The sequence below is a fragment of the Brevibacillus halotolerans genome, from assembly GCF_026891775.1.
GTDB classification, from domain to species: Bacteria; Bacillota; Bacilli; order Brevibacillales; family Brevibacillaceae; genus Brevibacillus_B; species Brevibacillus_B halotolerans.
Window position 1 is genome coordinate 450,221 of record NZ_JAPTNK010000001.1, and the last position, 17,998, is coordinate 468,218.

15 protein-coding genes are annotated in these 17,998 nt (G+C 42.8%); 9 read left to right on the forward strand and 6 right to left on the reverse strand.

Annotation, left to right across the window (positions count from 1 at the left end; translation table 11 throughout):
* Window positions 1-58 precede the first annotated feature (58 nt).
* Entirely contained in the window at window positions 59-295 is a 237-nt protein-coding gene (sspI, locus tag O0550_RS01965; RefSeq protein ID WP_003335017.1) for a small acid-soluble spore protein SspI, read from the reverse strand.
* A gap of 136 nt (window positions 296-431) precedes the next feature.
* Between sspI and O0550_RS01970 the strand changes: the two genes are divergently transcribed.
* The 5 genes from O0550_RS01970 (at window position 432) to zapA (ending at window position 6,250) form a co-directional block, all read left to right on the forward strand.
* The gene (locus tag O0550_RS01970; RefSeq protein WP_003335016.1) at window positions 432-1,085 is read left to right on the forward strand and encodes a potassium channel family protein; all 654 of its coding nucleotides are present in this window, start codon (window positions 432-434) and stop codon (window positions 1,083-1,085) included.
* Between the two features lie 4 nt (window positions 1,086-1,089).
* Window positions 1,090-1,917, forward strand: a complete 828-nt coding sequence (locus tag O0550_RS01975; protein ID WP_096886534.1) for a TrmH family RNA methyltransferase — start codon at window positions 1,090-1,092, stop codon at window positions 1,915-1,917.
* Window positions 1,918-2,354: 437 nt separating this feature from the next.
* Window positions 2,355-3,389 carry a phenylalanine--tRNA ligase subunit alpha gene (pheS, locus tag O0550_RS01980; RefSeq protein ID WP_003335014.1) on the forward strand — a complete coding sequence of 345 codons (1,035 nt, stop codon included), beginning with the start codon at window positions 2,355-2,357 and terminating at the stop codon, window positions 3,387-3,389.
* 33 nt (window positions 3,390-3,422) lie between these two features.
* Complete coding sequence (gene pheT / locus O0550_RS01985; protein ID WP_101667606.1) at window positions 3,423-5,864, forward strand: phenylalanine--tRNA ligase subunit beta; 2,442 nt, start codon at window positions 3,423-3,425, stop codon at window positions 5,862-5,864.
* A gap of 95 nt (window positions 5,865-5,959) precedes the next feature.
* Window positions 5,960-6,250 carry a cell division protein ZapA gene (gene zapA, locus O0550_RS01990; protein ID WP_003335012.1) on the forward strand — a complete coding sequence of 97 codons (291 nt, stop codon included), beginning with the start codon at window positions 5,960-5,962 and terminating at the stop codon, window positions 6,248-6,250.
* A gap of 167 nt (window positions 6,251-6,417) precedes the next feature.
* Here the strand turns inward: zapA and O0550_RS01995 are convergent, their stop codons facing one another.
* The gene (locus O0550_RS01995; protein ID WP_003335011.1) at window positions 6,418-6,771 is read right to left on the reverse strand and encodes a phage holin family protein; all 354 of its coding nucleotides are present in this window, start codon (window positions 6,769-6,771) and stop codon (window positions 6,418-6,420) included.
* 203 nt (window positions 6,772-6,974) lie between these two features.
* On the opposite strand from O0550_RS01995, the gene O0550_RS02000 reads away from it, so the two are divergent.
* From O0550_RS02000 to O0550_RS02010, 3 genes are all read left to right on the forward strand, one after another.
* Complete coding sequence (locus O0550_RS02000; RefSeq protein WP_258425542.1) at window positions 6,975-9,332, forward strand: endonuclease MutS2; 2,358 nt, start codon at window positions 6,975-6,977, stop codon at window positions 9,330-9,332.
* A gap of 18 nt (window positions 9,333-9,350) precedes the next feature.
* The gene (locus O0550_RS02005) at window positions 9,351-9,761 is read left to right on the forward strand and encodes a DUF350 domain-containing protein (protein ID WP_003335008.1); all 411 of its coding nucleotides are present in this window, start codon (window positions 9,351-9,353) and stop codon (window positions 9,759-9,761) included.
* 295 nt (window positions 9,762-10,056) lie between these two features.
* Window positions 10,057-11,355, forward strand: a complete 1,299-nt coding sequence (locus O0550_RS02010; RefSeq protein WP_258425543.1) for a nucleotide sugar dehydrogenase — start codon at window positions 10,057-10,059, stop codon at window positions 11,353-11,355.
* A 151-nt stretch (window positions 11,356-11,506) separates the two neighbouring features.
* Here O0550_RS02010 and O0550_RS02015 read toward each other — a convergent pair whose 3' ends face one another.
* Together O0550_RS02015 and O0550_RS02020 are read right to left on the reverse strand one after the other, a co-directional pair.
* Window positions 11,507-12,334: a M55 family metallopeptidase gene (locus O0550_RS02015; RefSeq protein WP_003335006.1), complete on the reverse strand. Its 828-nt coding sequence runs from the start codon at window positions 12,332-12,334 to the stop codon at window positions 11,507-11,509.
* 179 nt (window positions 12,335-12,513) lie between these two features.
* Window positions 12,514-13,656, reverse strand: a complete 1,143-nt coding sequence (locus O0550_RS02020) for a glycosyltransferase (protein ID WP_258425544.1) — start codon at window positions 13,654-13,656, stop codon at window positions 12,514-12,516.
* A 174-nt stretch (window positions 13,657-13,830) separates the two neighbouring features.
* Between O0550_RS02020 and O0550_RS02025 the strand changes: the two genes are divergently transcribed.
* Window positions 13,831-15,372 (forward strand): glycosyltransferase family 4 protein, encoded by a 1,542-nt coding sequence (locus tag O0550_RS02025; RefSeq protein WP_258425545.1) that lies wholly within the window; start codon window positions 13,831-13,833, stop codon window positions 15,370-15,372.
* A 140-nt stretch (window positions 15,373-15,512) separates the two neighbouring features.
* Here the strand turns inward: O0550_RS02025 and O0550_RS02030 are convergent, their stop codons facing one another.
* Window positions 15,513-16,346, reverse strand: a complete 834-nt coding sequence (locus O0550_RS02030) for a hypothetical protein (protein ID WP_258425546.1) — start codon at window positions 16,344-16,346, stop codon at window positions 15,513-15,515.
* Entirely contained in the window at window positions 16,333-17,979 is a 1,647-nt protein-coding gene (locus tag O0550_RS02035; protein ID WP_258425547.1) for a hypothetical protein, read from the reverse strand. The genes O0550_RS02030 and O0550_RS02035 overlap by 14 nt, the downstream gene beginning before the upstream one ends.
* Between the last annotated feature and the right edge of the window lie 19 nt (window positions 17,980-17,998).

Genomic DNA, 17,998 nt, shown 5'->3' on the forward strand with positions numbered 1-17,998 from the left:
CAAGTCCCCATTGTCTTTTGGTAAAAAAGAAGTAGCAAAGTAGCGTTAAGTTCTTACTTTATACAGGAGAGTCTGTATTCGCTGGAATATGCTCGGAAATGGTAGTGACCATTTGTTGTTGCAGATCGGAACCGCTGTTTTGCCATAGCACCTCAAATAATACGCCAAGTCCTGGTAAGGTTTTTTCCATACGACTTTGAATCGCATCATTGATTGTTTCTTCTACGGATGCAGGGCTGGAACCTTGCATTTTATACATGATAGCTTGACGAAGATTTAACGCATTAATATTCACCTGTATAACACTCCTTTTTACATCAAAAATATAGATGATCTCTTTTATTAGTATTCGTTGAACGCTACATTTACATTCCTTTTGTACTGTTTCAGCGCTATGTTATAATCTAGTAGGACAAATGGGAGGTTGAATCATGTCAAAACAATTTGCCGTTATCGGAATGGGACGCTTTGGTTCCAGTGTGGCTCATGCTTTATACGAAATGGGTTATGAAGTGATGGGAATCGATGAAGACGAAGAGCGTATTAATGAAAATATCCAAAATGTAACACATTCGGTTGCTGCCGATTCTACTGATGAAATGGCATTGCGAGAAATTGGGATTCGTAACTTTGACGTTGTCGTTGTATCCATTGGCGCTGATATTCAAGCCAGTATCTTGACTGTACTGATTCTAAAAGAAATGGGCGTTAAAAAAATTGTAGCAAAAGCCCAAAACGAGCGTCATGGGCAGGTTCTATATAAGGTCGGAGCTGATCGAGTGGTTTTCCCTGAGCGTGATATGGGAATACGTGTGGCTCATAATTTAATATCAGCTAATGTACTGGATTTTATCGAGCTTGCTGAAGATTATAGCGTGGCTGAGGTCGTCGTATCTCATTCGATGGTTGGACAGTCTCTACGCGACATTGACGTTCGTGCCAAGTATGGGGTAAACGTTATTGCTATTAAGAGTAATCAATCGTTTAACATTTCCCCGGGTCCAGACATTGTTTTGCAGCATGACGATGTATTGGTGGTTATTGGTCATAATATGGATTTGAAAGAATTCGAGGAGAAGGCATAAATACATGAAAGTAGAACATATACAATCCTTGCAAAATCCTTTCGTAAAGCGATTGAAGGAATTGCAAACTAAAAAAGGTCGAGAAGCGGCAGGGCGTTTCCTCATAGAAGGAGAGCATTTGGTGGAGGAAGCTCTATTGTCAAATATGGAAGTGGTGACGCTCTTATTTGACGAGGGCAAAGGTTTGCCTGCTACAGTGATGAGAGCGCTTGAAGCATTCTCTGACCCTGTCAAATGCATATCTACAACGGATGTCGTGTTGAGTAAATTATCTGAAACGAAGACACCGCAAGGAATCGTAGCAGAAGTGAAAATGCGGTCTAATGATTGGGATACAGAATGGAAAAAAATAGGAAAATATGATTTTCTCATACTTATTCTTGATGAATTACAAGACCCTGGTAACGTTGGCACGATTATGCGGACAGCAGAGGCGGCTGGTGTAGATGCTGTTTTAATGGGACGAGGCAGTGTCGACCTTTATAATGGTAAGGTATTGCGTTCAACGATGGGCTCGTTCTTCCGTATGCCTGTATTCACTTGTGATGTAAAAGCTGTATCGGAGGAAATAAAAATGGCAGGCGGACGTATACTCGTAACAGCTCTTGGACAACAAAGCCGAGAGTATGACGAGCCGGTATATAGCGGAAAAGTTGCCATAGTGATTGGGAATGAAGCACGAGGCGTGTCTGATTCCGTGCTTTCCCAAGCAGACGAGCTGATTCACATTCCAATCTATGGACGTACAGAATCGTTAAATGCCGCTGTTGCCACCGGTGTAATGTTATATGAGGCGGTACGTCAACGTAAAGCAGATTGTGGTTGCGACTAATTTTTGGGTATTATCTGGTTTTCTTTTGCAAGTGACCCCCATTGTGAGGTATAATTAATCGCAAATTCTAAAATAATTGTCATAAATGCTAGGATTGAGACTAGTACATAGAACAGATGACGTGTTCAGGGAAAAGGTGCCGTATAAAAGCGACTGGAAGCACTTTTACGTGATCTCTATGGAATTCCCTCATGAGCAGACCTCTGAACTCAAGATTGAAAAACTGTGATCAAATGCTTGTGGTTTAACTGGCTACGATCAAAGTAACAATCGAATTTTCAAGTAGGAGGAACCGGTTTATCCACGTTACGGATTCGAAGGTGAGACATAATGAGATGTCTAACTAGGGTGGTACCGCGGAAATTAAACTTCGTCCCTTTTTTTAGGGAGGAAGTTTTTTTGTTGTATTTTTATTTGTAAACAAAGGAGAGATTGTTGTGCAAACGCGTTTACAACAGTTAAAAGAAAATGCACTTGCTTTATTGAAGCAAGTGGGCGAGGGACAGGAGCTTCAGGATCTTCGTGTTAAATACTTAGGTAAAAAAGGCGAATTAACAGAAATCTTACGTGGTATGGGTGGATTGTCTGCTGAAGAGCGACCAAAAATTGGCCAGCTAGTGAATGAAGTTCGTCAAGTGATTGAAGAAGCGATTCTTTCCAAACAGCAGGAATTTGAAGCACGTGTACTGGAAGCGAAGCTAAATAAGCAAACCATTGATGTGACACTGCCAGGTCGTCCTGTACCGACAGGAACTATGCATCCTTTGTCCCGTATTATTGAAGAATTGGAAGACATCTTTATTGGACTAGGCTATGAAGTAGCAGAGGGACCTGAAGTGGAGCTGGATCATTTCAACTTTGAAATGCTCAATTTGCCAAAAGGACATCCAGCACGCGATATGCAGGATTCCTTCTACATCACAGAAGAGCTGTTATTGCGTACGCATACTTCGCCTGTACAGGCTCGTACCATGCTAAAAAAAGAAGGAAAAACGCCACTTAAAATCATTTGCCCTGGAAAAGTGTATCGCCGCGATGATGATGACGCGACACATTCCCACCAATTTACTCAAATTGAGGGACTTGTGGTTGGAAAAGACATCAGCATGAGTGATTTGAAAGGAACCTTGCTCACATTTGCTAAGCAAATGTTTGGAGAAGACCAGCAAATTCGTCTTCGTCCTAGCTTTTTCCCATTCACAGAGCCAAGCGTTGAGGTAGATATTCAGTGCGTAATCTGTCATGGAGAGGGTTGCCGTATTTGTAAACAAACGGGATGGATTGAGATTTTGGGTGCTGGAATGGTTCATCCTCGCGTTCTTGAAATGGCAGGCTATAATCCGCAGGAAGTTAGCGGTTTTGCATTTGGTATGGGAGTAGAGCGCATTGCAATGCTGAAGTATGGTATTGAGGATATTCGTAATTTCTATACAAATGATGTGCGTTTCCTACGTCAATTTAACCGTTCCTAGTCGGTTCGCCAAAGAAAGGGGATTATGTAAGCAATGAAAGTATCATATCAATGGTTAAAAGAATATGTCGATCTAACAGATATAACACCGCAGGAATTAGCGGAAAAAATGACTCGCAGTGGAATTGAGGTTGAGGGTGTTGAATCCCTTAATAAAGGTGTAACAGGTGTTGTTATCGGTTATGTTCAGGAACGTGAAAAGCATCCTGATGCAGACCGTCTAAGCGTTCTAAAGGTAGATGTAGGTCAAGAGGAGCTATTACAAATTGTCTGTGGGGCACAAAATGTGGCACAAGGACAAAAAGTTCCAGTAGCGATGATCGGTGCAGTGTTACCTGAGAACTTTAAAATTAAAAAATCTAAGCTTCGCGGTGTGGAATCCCAAGGGATGATTTGCTCAGCAAAAGAACTAGGATTAAACGATAAATTGCTTCCGAAGGACCAACAGGAAGGTATTCTCGTTTTACCAGAAGATGCTGAGCTGGGTGCAGATGCGATTGAGTATTTAGGATTGAATGATTACGTGTTGGAATTGGGCTTGACCCCGAATCGCTCTGACTGTTTAAGCATGCTAGGAGTTGCTTACGAGGTAGCAGCGCTTTATGGACGTGAGGTTATATTGCCAGATACATCAGTAACAGAGGATGGAGAAGCAAATCCTGTTACGGTTGCAATTGAAGCTAGCGAGCAATGCTATGAATTTGTAGGTAGACACTTCACTGACGCAGTGATTACAAGCGCACCACAATGGATGAAGAATCGTCTGATGGCAGCAGGGACTCGTCCAATCAATAATGTAGTGGATATTACCAACTACGTATTATTAGAATACGGACAGCCATTGCATGCGTTCGATGCCAAAGAAGTATCCGATCAACAAATTATTGTTCGCTTGGCACAAGAAAATGAAAAGCTAACCACGCTAGATGATCAAAAACGTACTCTTGATCCAGAAGCATTAGTTATTGCTGACAAAGAAAAAGGCTTGAGTATCGCCGGCGTAATGGGAGGAGCGAACTCCGAGATCGTCGACAATACGAAGGAGATTATTTTGGAATCAGCTTACTACACGCCAGCTTCTATCCGCCGTACATCTAAAATGCTGAATCTGCGTACAGAAGGCTGTGTTCGTTGGGAGAAGGGCGTGGATCAATCACGTGTTTCTGTTGCATCCGATCGCGCTGCACACTTAATTCAAAAGCTAGCCCATGCCAAGGTATCGAAAGGGGTAGCTAAACAAACCATCACGGTAAACCAACCTGCTGTGGTTTCTGTCTCCCTTGCAAAAATTAATCAACATCTAGGTACAAGTATTGCAAAAGAACAAGTGGCAGAAATCTTTACTCGTTTACAGTTTACATTTGACCAGACAGAGCAAGCAGAGGAAACATTATTCACTGTAACGGTTCCTACTCGCCGTGGCGACATTACGCTACCTGAGGACTTAATTGAAGAAGTTGCACGCCTTTATGGATATGATCAAATTCCGGTAACATTGCCAACTGGAGAATCAATCCAAGGCGGGTTAACCAAAGAACAGCAATTACGTCGCATTACACGTCATCACTTAATTGGTGCTGGACTGTCTGAGACAATTTCTTATGCATTATTGCATCCTGATAAACTGGCACAATTTAGCGGATTGCAAGACGAACGTAATCTACACCCTGTGCCACTAGCTATGCCAATTAGTGAAGAGCATAGCGTATTACGTACCAATTTGCTAGCAAGCCTTGTAGAAACGGCTACGTATAACAAGAATAGACAAAACCAAGATTTAGCTTTCTTTGAATTAGGCCATGTCTTCTTATCCGAACAAGAACAATTAACAGAACAACCTGAGCAACGTTTGTATCTGGGTGGCCTTGTAACAGGTCAGTGGATGCCAGTAAATTGGATGGGTGTAAAAGCTCCTGTTGATTTTTACACGGTGAAAGGGCTGGTTGAATCCTTGTTTAGCCGTTTAGGAGTAAAACCTCTTGCTGTAACATATTCCGCGAATAAAAATCGCAAAGGAATGCATCCTGGACGTACAGCCGATGTCATCGTTGAAGGTGAAGTGATCGGTTATATGGGACAGCTTCATCCTAAGACAGAGAAGGATCATGATTTGGATGAAACTTATGTATTCCAATTTGATTTACAAAAACTGTTCAGCTTCGCGGCAGATCTTACTGATTACAAACCACTTCCGAAATTCCCTGCTATTACTCGTGATTTAGCGTTAGTGGTAGAACGTAGCTTGCCGGTAGCACAATTAGAAGCAATCATTCGTGAAGAGTCAGGGGAATTGCTTGAGTCAGTTACCTTGTTTGATATTTATACAGGAGAGCGTATCGCTTCTGACAAAAAGAGTGTAGCTTACTCTATTGTGTATCGCCATTCAGAGAGAACCTTGCAGGATGAAGAAGTGCAAGAGATCACCGGAAAAGTGATTGAAGCATTGACCAAGGTAGGAGCAGAATTACGTTCCTAGTAAATACCTCCATCAAATTCCTTGACGAATACAGTCATTTTCAGTAACCTAGTAGTAATGAGCGTATAGTCGGGCTATTCAAGGAGGAAGACTCCGTGCAGGAAGATGGGAAAAATCGTTTATCAGTCGAAATCTATGGTCAGCAGTATCGCCTGAGCGGGAAGGCTAGTAGTAGCCACATGCGGATGGTAGCCAGATATGTTGACGATAAAATGAAAGAAATCGCACAGGGGAACTTTCGGCTAGATACGGCTAAAATTGCTGTATTAAGCTCAGTAAACATTGCTGACGAATATTTCCGGTTGCGACAGGAGTATGAGGAGTTGCTCAGACTGCTCCAGGAAGATGCCAGTAAAATGCCTTCAAATGATAAACATACAACATAGACCGTATGAAGTTACAGGGCTGTTGAGATAATTTCTCAACAGCCCTTTCATATACCGCAGGCGAGATGAGCATCAGCATGCAAAAAGACCGCCATGGGCAGTCTCTTTTGCTAAACATGCGAGTATGTGTTGTTTTCCAAGCAGGCATTGCTTTACAGTAGGCTTCATTAGTCACCGTTGCGCATATCCATCTTATTTTTAATTGGGATAAACAAGTCAATAATACCGATGACTAAAGCAGCAAGCAAGGCGCCAAGCACAGTAACGCGGAAACCCGGTACCAAAAATTGTGTTAGGTAAATGACGATAGCACTTACGATGAAACCGACAATCCCACGATTATAGGGAGAGATTTTATCACCAAAAATGCTTTCGACACCCCAACCAATAAGGGCAATAACAACTGCTGCAAGCAAGGCAGTCCAGAAACCGTTTACGGCAAAGCCCGGTACCAGGAAGCCGACGAACATCAGAACAATTGCAGCAACGATAAAGCGAATAACGTGACGCATAAAACTCATTAACGAGTCCTCCTTGTAGTAGGATAGGTGTACGTTTTCATTTTGGCTTACTAGGAAATAAAGTATGTACAACAAATAGCATGTAATTATTTCAATGGGCAACCTATCCAAATAGAATTGGATTTTTCATGAAATGGTTTTTTGTAAATTTAATAGCACGACATGGTATAATAAAATGATTAGATAAGAAGGGGGCAGCATACGTGGAGCGAAGGATTTTACGAACGCTGGAATTTAACAAAATCATCGCCATGCTGATGGAGAAAACCACATCAGAGCTCGGACGAGAACTGGCTGAGTCACTTGAGCCTTTTAATCATATAGATGCTGTTCGTCATGCACAAAGACAAACAGAGGAAGCAAGCACGGTATTACGTGTTAAAGGAAGCGTGCCTTTGGGTGGTATTCGCAATATCCGTGGGCCAATCCAGCGTGCTCGGTTGAACTCGATCTTAGCACCTCTGGAACTTCTTGATATTGCTACTACTTTGCATGCGGGACGTCGTCTTAAACAGTTTATTACTGATATTTCCGAGGAGCATGAGCTATCCATTTTGCAAAGCCTGGTAGATAGAATTGAGGGCCTTCGGGACCTAGAAACGGAAATAAAACGCTGTATTGATGATAACGGTGAAGTAGTCGATAGCGCCAGTCTTGAATTGCGTCAGATTCGTCAGGAGATTAGAAGCTCTGAAGCACGGATTCGCGAAAAACTTGACCAAATGACTCGTTCCTCATCTACACAAAAAATGCTGATGGAAAATATTGTAACCATACGCGGAGATCGTTTTGTTATTCCAGTTAAACAGGAGTATCGTTCACATTTTGGCGGTATTGTACACGATCAATCTGCATCAGGGGCTACATTATTCATTGAACCTGAAGTGATTGTGTCGATGAACAACAAGCTGCGCGAGGCTAGATTAAAAGAAGAACATGAAGTGGAACGCATTCTTTATACGTTAACCGTACTAGTAGCAGATCATGTGGAGATGTTATTGGAGAATCTTTCCGTGTTAGCTGAGCTTGATTTTATTTTTGCAAAGGCGCAGTTAGCATACAGCATGAAAGCCATTAGTCCAAATTTAAATGAAGAAGGCTATATTTTGCTTAAAAAGGGACGTCATCCGCTGATTGATCCAAAGGTAGTCGTTCCTCTAGATGTAGAATTGGGTAAAGGGTATACAGGTATTGTAGTCACAGGTCCCAATACTGGGGGTAAGACTGTATCCATCAAAACATTGGGCTTATTGTCCTTAATGACAATGGCAGGTCTTCATATACCAGCACAAGAAGAAACCGAGATGGCAGTCTTCTCATCTATTTTTGCAGACATAGGCGATGAGCAGTCCATTGAGCAGAGTTTATCTACATTTTCTAGTCATTTAACTAACATCATCCGCATATTAGATCAAATGGATGAAAAAAGCCTTGTGCTGTTTGACGAATTAGGAGCAGGAACAGACCCTACAGAGGGCGCAGCGCTTGCAATGTCCATTTTGGATCATGTGTTAGCCAAAGGGGCTAGGCTAGTAGCTACAACGCATTATAGTGAGTTAAAAGCCTATGCATATGATACTCCAGAGGTAGTGAATGCCAGTGTAGAGTTCGATGTACAGACGCTACGTCCAACCTACCGATTACTGGTTGGGGTTCCTGGGCGTTCGAATGCATTTGCGATTGCATCACGTCTTGGTCTAAATGAGCAAATCATCGATAAAGCTCGCCGCTCTGTGTCTAAAGAGGAAAATCAGGTTGAGAAAATGATTGCCTCTCTGGAATCCAATAAGAAAACGGCAGAAAAAGAACGTGAAGACGCTGAAAATATTCGCAAGCAAGCAGAAGAGTTACGTCAGCAATTAGAAGAGGAGCGTCGTCAATTCGCTGAGGCAAAAAATCGCTTGCTAGAAAAAGCGGAGGAAGAAGCGCGTGTCGCCGTGCAACTAGCCAGTGAGGAAGCGGAAGTAATTATTCGTGAGTTGCGTCAGATGCGCAAAGAAGGCGTTGATTTTAAAGAACACCGTCTCATTGATGCTAAAAAGCGGTTAGGAAATGCAGTGCTGGAGCTGGAAAAAGAAAAGGTGAAAAAACCAGCCAAAGCAGTTCGCGCCACTCAAATCAAGATTGGTGACGAGGTGATGGTAGATAGCTTTGGACAAAAGGGAACCGTTTTGGATAAGGTATCTAGCACTGAATATTTAGTTCAGCTTGGCATCATTAAAATGAAAGTCAAAAAAGACGATATGCATGTGGTGAAGGAATCAGTACAGCCGAAGAAACCGGTACAGTACACGACCATTAAGAGAGAAGCTAATAGCGTTAAATTAGATCTGGATCTACGCGGTTACAATGTAGAGGATAGTATTCAAGAAATAGATCGTTATCTGGATGATGCGGTATTATCAGGTTTCCACAAGGTATCCATTATTCATGGGAATGGTACAGGAGTTTTGCGCAAAGGTGTTCATGAATTTTTGCGCCGTCATCGCAGTGTGAAATCGTTCCGCTTAGGTGGCCAAGGTGAAGGCGGCGTGGGCGCTACCATTGTAGAATTGAAATAGCGGGGAGGAGAGCCTTTTATGGCGATCTTATTTCAAAATACGTATCTGGCCACAGCTACCTATTTTGCTGTGACAGGTCTTGCAATGATCCTGTTTATCTCTATTTTTGAATTGGTTACAAAGTATCGGGTCTGGATCGAATTAAAAAAGGGAAATCTTGCTGTAGCTATGGCAACAGGTGGGAAGATATTTGGGATTGCTAATATTTTCCGGTTTTCTATTCAGCAGCATGAGAAGCTAGGGGCATCCCTTTTACATGCTAGCTACGGATTTTTATTGATGTTACTTGCCTACTTTATCTTTGAATTCATGACGCCAAGTCTAAAAATCGATCATGAAATCGAGCGAGATAACCGCGCAATCGGGCTGATTTCCATGTTTCTATCCATCGGTTTTTCATACATCATCGGAGCTAGCTTGGTGGTGTAGGTATAATTCTTGCTGGTAAGACTTTACATGTAAGAATTCATGAAATTAATTCAAAGCGTGATCAGGACGGCAATTTTTGTGAATGGCTGTCCTTTTTACGTTAGGCAGGGTATAATATGGCTTTGAGAAGGGTAGAAAGAATCTCTCATAGTGAGGGGGCAGCAATTTGGATAAACTGTACAAAGTGTTGTTTATTTGCGGCCTTGTTTTTCTGGGGTTAGGAATTTACTATCTATCGTAGTTACTACATACGTAGCATATATACGTGGAGAAACAAAGGAAAGAGGAGATTATTATGACACATCCTATTCGTGTCGCGGTTGTAGGCCTTGGTTTTGTAGGTTTGCCACTTGCGCTAACCTACGCGATGAAAGGTGCAAAGGTAGTCGGAATCGATGTTTCCAAACAGCTTGTAAAGGAAACAAACGAAGGAAAATCTCACCATCTGGAAGCATATAAAGGCAAGACATTGCCAGAAATTTTACAAGAACAGGTGGAGGCAGGTCGTTTTCATGCCACCACTTCCTATGAGGAAGCACAACAACAGGTTGACCACTATATCGTAACAGTAGGTATCCCGGTTAAAAATGGCGATCCTGAGTTGCAATATTTAAAAAGTGCTGCTCAAACATTAGGAAGCCAACTCAAAAAGGGCGATCATGTCATGATTCGCAGTACTGTGATTCCTGGAACAACGGAAGAAGTGGTGAAGCCAATACTTGAAGAAGCAAGCGGCATGAAGGCAGGCGAGGAGTTCTATCTTAGCTATTGCTCCGAACGTATTGCAGAAGGACGGGCTTTTGAGGAGTTTATCCATATGCCTCTAGCATTAGGCGGTATTAATGAAGCGAGTGCTGCCAAAGGTAAAGAATTGCTTTCCTTTATTAGTGAGACAGAGATTACTGTTACAGATATTCGTGTAGTAGAAGCCTCCAAGGTTATTGAGAACATTCAGCGTGACGTTAATATTGCGATGGTTCAAGAGTTTGCAAGATTTGCGGAAGCAGCAGATATTGATGTTTTTGAATTAATTAAGGTTGCTAATACCCATACTCGCGTCAATTTATTAACGCCAGGTCCTGGTGTAGGTGGTTACTGTTTGCCGAATGCCCTTTATTATTTGGCTCCAAAAGCAAAGGAGCTGCATGTTGACCTACCGCTTTTGACTACTGCACGTAAAATTAACGATGGCATTCCGTCTGTGCTGGTTGACATGCTGGAGCAATCACTACAATCTGTTGGTAAACGTTTGGCTGACAGTAAGGTAGCTGTGTTTGGCTTAGCTATGAAGGATTTTTCCAATGATGATCGCATTAGTCCTGTGCATGATTTTATTGAGCTATTGCTAGCGAAAGGGGTAGAGGTTACCTCTTACGATCCTGCTGTCCATACGCCATATGCTCATAAAAAAGACAGCCTAGAAGCTGCTGTATCTGGAGCTGATGCTTTGGTGCTAGCCGCGATGCAGCAAGAGTTCATCGGGCTTGATTGGGCTGAGGTAACTGGAAAAATGGCGTCATCCCCTGTGGTCTTAGATTTAAAAAACCGAATTCCGCGTACGCTTGATGAGCAAGTGAAAGTGAAGCGAATTTAGAATGTAGATAAAGTTTTGCCAAGGAAAAGCATATAAAAAACGTCCTGTCCCAGTCATAGCTGATGAAGGGGGCAGGACGTTTTTGTATCTTTAGGAGCTAGGAGCTAGGAGCTAGGAGCTAGGAGCTAGGAGCAAAGAGCAAAGAGCGATGTTAACAGAAAGGAACTGAACTAGCTAAGTTCATCATCGCACGCATGGTTTTATACATATCAGACTGATTTTTTGCGTAGTAGGTAACTTCCGTGGTGTTCGGAATGATTACTGTTTCTGGAACAATTGCGGCCATTTCAGCTTGGCCGTAATGAGAGAATTCTATTTTTAATTCAAGTGGCAGCTCTGTAGTAAGCGGGACTATTTCCTTACAACGCTGCAAAGCTAGGCTTGCTTGCTCTTGCAGAATTTCACGGCTTTCTTGTAGCGAAAGGCAGATTGCGGAAGTGCGAGACGTTGCATATTTAACGATAGCGGTCTGGATGTCAGGAATGAGCCCTAGAGCTTCCTCCGCGATGAGGTTGTCTCCAGATACCAGGCAGACTGGTACGCCGTATAAACCGGCATAGATGGCATTAAAGCCAAATTCGCCTACAACTTGACCGTTTATATACATGTTTTTAATTACGCGTGACATCGTATGGCTAAGAACCCCTGGAACGCCGTGACGGGTGTGGTAGCCAATTAAAAAAACGGCATCATAGGTTTCATCTAGGCCATGCATCATAGAGTGATCGCGTGGGGTTCCGCGTAGTAGGCGAGCTTGTGGATGCAAATCCTCCAAATGAATGTTATTAAGATTTTCATGGCTATCTGCTACCAAAATTTCAGTAGCGCCAGCGGCTATGGCACCTTCAATGACAGCATTCACATCGTGAGTCATATAAGCACGGCCTCTTTGATAATTACTGCCTGTTTCGGGGTTAATATAAGTAGGATCGGTAATGCCCGAGATTCCTTCCATATCGCAGGATATAAATACTTTCACGATTACGCACAACCTTTCTATGTAGTTCCATTTCTATTGTACAAGGATTCAGACAATGAAACAAAGAAAAAACGACTTTATTCCCTTAGCTGGACGGGAAGAAGTCGTTTTTGCAAATTAATGATGGGGATAAGCATGGATGCTTACGTTATTTCAAGTCATGATCGATTTTTTGTCGATTATGGCTTTCGTTTTTGCTTGTAAAGGTGAATCGTTTGTTCCGCCATTTGCTCAATTGTAAATTCACGGTCGATCATTTCAGTGCTGTTGTTAACCAAGCGTAGCTGAAGCTCATGATCCTGCCAAAGTCTGAGCATGGCCTGTGCTAAAACGCCCGCTTGAGCTGGTGGAACTAACAGCCCCGTTTCTTCTGAAATGACAAATTCACCTACACCTCCGACATCTGTAGCTATTACAGGTAGAGATGCAGCCATTCCTTCAGCGATCGTATAACCTAGTCCTTCGTACAACGCTGCGTGCACATACATATCTAATGCTTGAAGACAACGAGGGACATCGGTACGGAATCCAACGAAGCGAACTCGCTCAGCAATTCCAAGCTGACGTGCTTGATCTTCAAGAGCTGGGCGGTCTACACCATCCCCGATTATAGCTAGATAAAGATTAGAATGGTTTTGCGTGCTAGCTAACACCTGAGCAAAAGCTTCAAGTAAATAAGGAAGTCCCTTGATTTGAACGATACGCCCGACGTTTCCAAATACAAACGCATCGGTGGGGATTTCCCACTCTTCACGTAGTGTGGCACGCACTTCTGCTTTATTTTCGATACGGAACGGGGTAATATCCATTCCATTAAAAATGACACTTGTTTTTTCTTGTGGGATGCCATCTTCTATTAAAACGGTTTGGAGTGCCTTACTTACCGTTATAAAGTGATCCGTCCAGCGACGTGTTTGTTTTTCCATAAGAGTTGCGCCAAAAGAAGCTAGTGGACTCACATAATCATATTTTAAATTACTATGGACTGTGGTAAATGTTGTGCAGTCCAATGAACGAGTCGCCAATCTTCCCAAAAAGTTAGCTTTAACTCCGTGCGTATGCACAATGTCTGGATTCATAGCGATAATTTCCTGCTTTAATCCCTGCAAAATACGGAAATCGAAGCGTCCATATGTATGTAATGTTGTCACTTTGATACCAGCTTCACGCAATTTTCTCGCAAATAACGCATCGTAAAAGCATACGACGGCTGCCTCTACTTGCTTCTTAGAAAAAGAAGTAAGCAGATTGAGAATATGCTGTTCAGCTCCACCAAATTCTCCACCGCCGATTACGTGGAGGACACGTAGTTTGCTTGTCATGTAATCCACCCGAACCTTTCCAACAGACCATTTCAAATATACCAGATGAAGCGGTGATTCGCAATATGACCGTACTTATGGTATGGTAAACGTGACATTTTTTTATAGACTTGTTTTCGCTTTAGCAAGTGAATAATTGGGTTAGAAACGTGAATAAGGATGAGGAAAATAGATATGGACAAGCGACATAATGTATTAATACTCTCGTATATATTTCCACCAATTGGAGGCGGTGGTGTTCCACGTCCGCTTAAAATGGCTAAATATCTAGGGGAATTCGGCTGGGGTGTACATGTGCTTACTGCGGACCCGAGCTATCATGCTACCCTTGATCCTAGTTTACTGGCAGATGTTCCTACAGATGTGCACATCCATCGAGCAAAGGAGCTGACTGCGAAATTCCGTAAACCAGCAAACAATACGCAAGCATCGTCTGGTAAGCAAGCTGTTACTAAGCAGGCCTCCAGTAATCCTATGGGAAGAAATAATGTATCCGATTCGAATTCTGATCGTGTAAAAGAACAAGAGGAAGACGACAGCAAGAGAGCTGTCACAAAAGCAGAAAATGTAGCATTAGCTTCAAGACAACAGACTGAGGAAAGCGTTCAGCCTTCCTTGGTGGCAAGGCTTAAGAGCACATTATTTCAAACAGCCAAAAAAATAAAGCCGTACCTGCTTATCCCGGATGATCAAATATTGTGGTATCCTGAGGCCTTGAAGATGGGGCGTGAGATCATGCGCAAGCACCGCATTGATGTGATTTTCTCTACATCTGGTCCCGTAACAAACCACCTTGTCGCTCGTAAGTTAGCAGCAGAGTTCGGCTGTAAATGGGTTGCAGACTTCCGAGATCCTTGGACTCAAAATATGCATCGATCAGGTATTGCTTGGCGTGAGCGTCTGGAAGAGCGAATGGAAGCAAAGGTCATGAAGCAAGCTGATGTTATTACAACAGTCACTGCTACATTTGCTGAAAATTTCCAAACGAAATATCCAGCTACCGCAAACCGAATGGAGCTCATTTATAATGGCTTTGACAAAGCCGATTTTGCAAAGCTGACTCCTGCACATACGGCACCCGATCGGTTTCATGCCGCTTATGCAGGTATTTTATATCAGAAACGCAATCCACGTTTATTGCTGGGTGCGATCAAGGAACTGATTGATGAAGGCCTAGTTGACCAACAGGAGATATGTCTTTCATTTGCAGGGGTCTTTGACTATCCGGGCTATACAGAAAATCGAGATTGCGTAGAGCAGCTTGGTTTGCAGAAAGTAGTCAGAGTGCTAGGCAATCTACCTCATAAAGAAGCACTAGGCCTGATGAGTGGTGCAGATGCTCTATTGATGATCGGAGACGTGACTCCTGATGCAGGAGCCTATATCCCTGGTAAGCTTTATGAATACATGGGGGTTGGTAAGCCTATTTTAGCGTTAAATATGCCAGGTGAGGCGACGGAGATCATCCAACGCTTTGGTTTAGGGGAGGTAGCCAATCCCACTGATAAGGAAGCGATGAAGCGAGCGTATCTACATCTGTATCAGAATTGGAAACAGCAAAAGGAGAACGGGGCTAGTCCGAAACGCGATGAGAGCTTCTATGATCGTGTTAAGCTGTACGAACGCCGTGAACAAGCGGGCCAGCTAGCACAGGTTATGAATGAGCTAGTAGACGGTACTAGGGAAGCTAAGAAAGCAGGCCCTGTACAACAATAAACGAACAGCAAAAAGCGTGTTGGAGTGTCACACACTCGCACGCTTTTTGTAATGGATCAGAACAAATACAAAAAACTCTCTATCGGTCAGTAACTGACAAGCAATAGAGAGTTTTTTATTTGTAATGCTGATCTTATAAATTAATCAAGTAAATATTTTTTCACTTCTTCTGGATCTTTCATTTTAATGTTTTCCCCATATTTAAAGAAAGTGAACTTAACCTCCTGATCCATGTAGCCACCACCTGGGATCGGCAGGATGATCCAGGTTTGATAGCTATGAATCAATCCATCGTCCTTTCCAATACCCACAGTCATCTTAATGGTGGTGTTAGCCAGAATCTCATTGATATCAGGACGATCCTGTAATTGTTCCTTAAAGGCCGCAAAAAGATCGCTATCAGCGTTCTCTACCCATTCCTTACCCGTAATTTTGATCTGATACGGAATAGTCTCTGTGCTAATCACCTTTTCATCAGGCATCTGCACTGCTTTGTCTAAGAAAGGTAACCAGGCTTCATAACCACGAAATACATCGATAGGAAGTGGCTCCTCACGTGCAGTGATCCAATTGCCGCCTTTGAAAATATAGCGTTCGTCACCCTTACGGTAGTAAACAAATTCCTGACGAGCGATTCGACCAGTCACCTGATAAGCATCTGGGCCTTCCACGATACCATCAAACATACTTGTGGTCTCACGTGACATCATCCGATTTTTCACGTAGCCGCTAAACCAGTATTTACTAGGATCGACCTCTGTTTTGACACCATTTTTCATCATCTCAAAGGAAGATTTCCCCTTTTCCAAAGCAGCACGCAAAACGGCAGCAGGATTTTCAGCAGGGGTAATGCCGGCAGGAGCAGTATCTTCAAGCTTTACGAACTCCTTTGGAGCAGATTCATACGTACAACCGGAGAGGAGAGTGAGCGCAGTTATGCTCGCCAGCAACCATTTTCCCTTATTTTGAAACATAACGAACCCTCCTCACGATACCAAAAGCAAACAGTGCTATGGTGATGCCAACAGCAATTGGGAAGACAGGGATCTGATGGCGTTTGAATACTAGAATACGATGATTATCGTACATCGTAGCAACCAGCTCGTTCTCCTGATCTCCGTCAATGTCTCCAACTTGCATTTTAATTAATGGTAAATAAATCTTCCAATTCTGCTTCAGACCATCCTGTGTATAGTCAAAGCCGGAGAGATAACGACGATCAAAGCTACTCACCCAGCTTTTTGCTTGGGCAATCAGCTCTGCATGTTCGTTTTTACCAATGCTTGCATAATTGGTTAATCGGAAGCTTGTATCTTTTTCGCTGCTTGCAAATAGCATCTCCCATTTACCGTCCGCGGTTGGGCGTAGGATATACGAAGGAACGCCGCCAATCAACAGCTCGTCCTTATTATCATGGTCGATGTCCGCTACCATAATATCGCTCATTGCAAGTCCACCCTTGAGGGATTTGCGATTTAAGCGGTAGCTTTCTTCCACAGTCGCATCAGGTTTAACGGTAATAACAGCTAGGTCTTCGTCCAATACCAGAAGTCCTTCTTGTCCATCAGGAAGGCGCATCGTGTCTAAAATCTTGGTACCACGAGTCTTGTACTGGAAGGAGATTTGACCATAGGAGCCAGTTAAAAATCCATTTTTAATTTCCACATCATGGAATTTGGTTAGCTTATTAAATTGATTGGTTTTATACGTATAACCATCTTGGTCAGTCAGCTTTTTATCCACCTGTGCCAGATCGAGCAATAAGGCGCGGAATGGCGCTGTACCGGACTGCATCATTGCTTCTGTGTAGCTTTGACGCTGTACGGTAGGAACTAATTGCTTCTCCGTTTGTGCGTAATATGGGAAACCAGGGTAGTCCGTCGGCATTTGTGCCAAAGCATTTTTCCACTGCTGTGGCGTAAACTGATCTTGCTTTAACCGTACAAGCTTGCCGTCTTTCCATTTTAAAACATAAAGCGAAAGAGGCTCATCTTTTAAATAGAGAAGCTTTTCGGCAGTTGCCTTTTTTTCTTCCGGTGTTTCTGGAATTTTATCTTCTTCTACATCTGCAACTTCATCTGCGTTACCAAATGTTAGAATTTCCTTTGTTCCATCACCGTCAATGTCATACAGGGTGATTGGGAAGTAGTCGACCCATTCCCCTTTATACAGACGGTCTGTCTCTGCTTTTAATACAAAATGATTAATCGCTGCCAGATTATCACGCGCATAGGTGAAATTAGTCAAGCAAGCTACTGCAACAAGTGCAAAAACAGCGTTCCATTTCACTTTCCCGTAAAACTTAACCAGTAAAGCAATGGCAATAATCGCTCCAATCGCGCCTATTACATATTTGACCATGATACGATCATCTAATGTGGTCAATGCTTTGTCTAACAGCAAAAAACCAATGGTAAAAATAATCACCTGACGCCGTTCCTTCTTATGAATAAGGAAGTACGTCCCAATAAGCAGTGGCACAAAGATCACGAGTGCAATCCATGACAGATCAATAAAAGCGACCTTGACCACCAAGTTATAAGCGATAAACAGGGCAAAGGCATAAACTGCCCAGTATAAGGTTTGCAGCCTAAACAGCTGTCGCATACAATTCACCTTTTTCTCG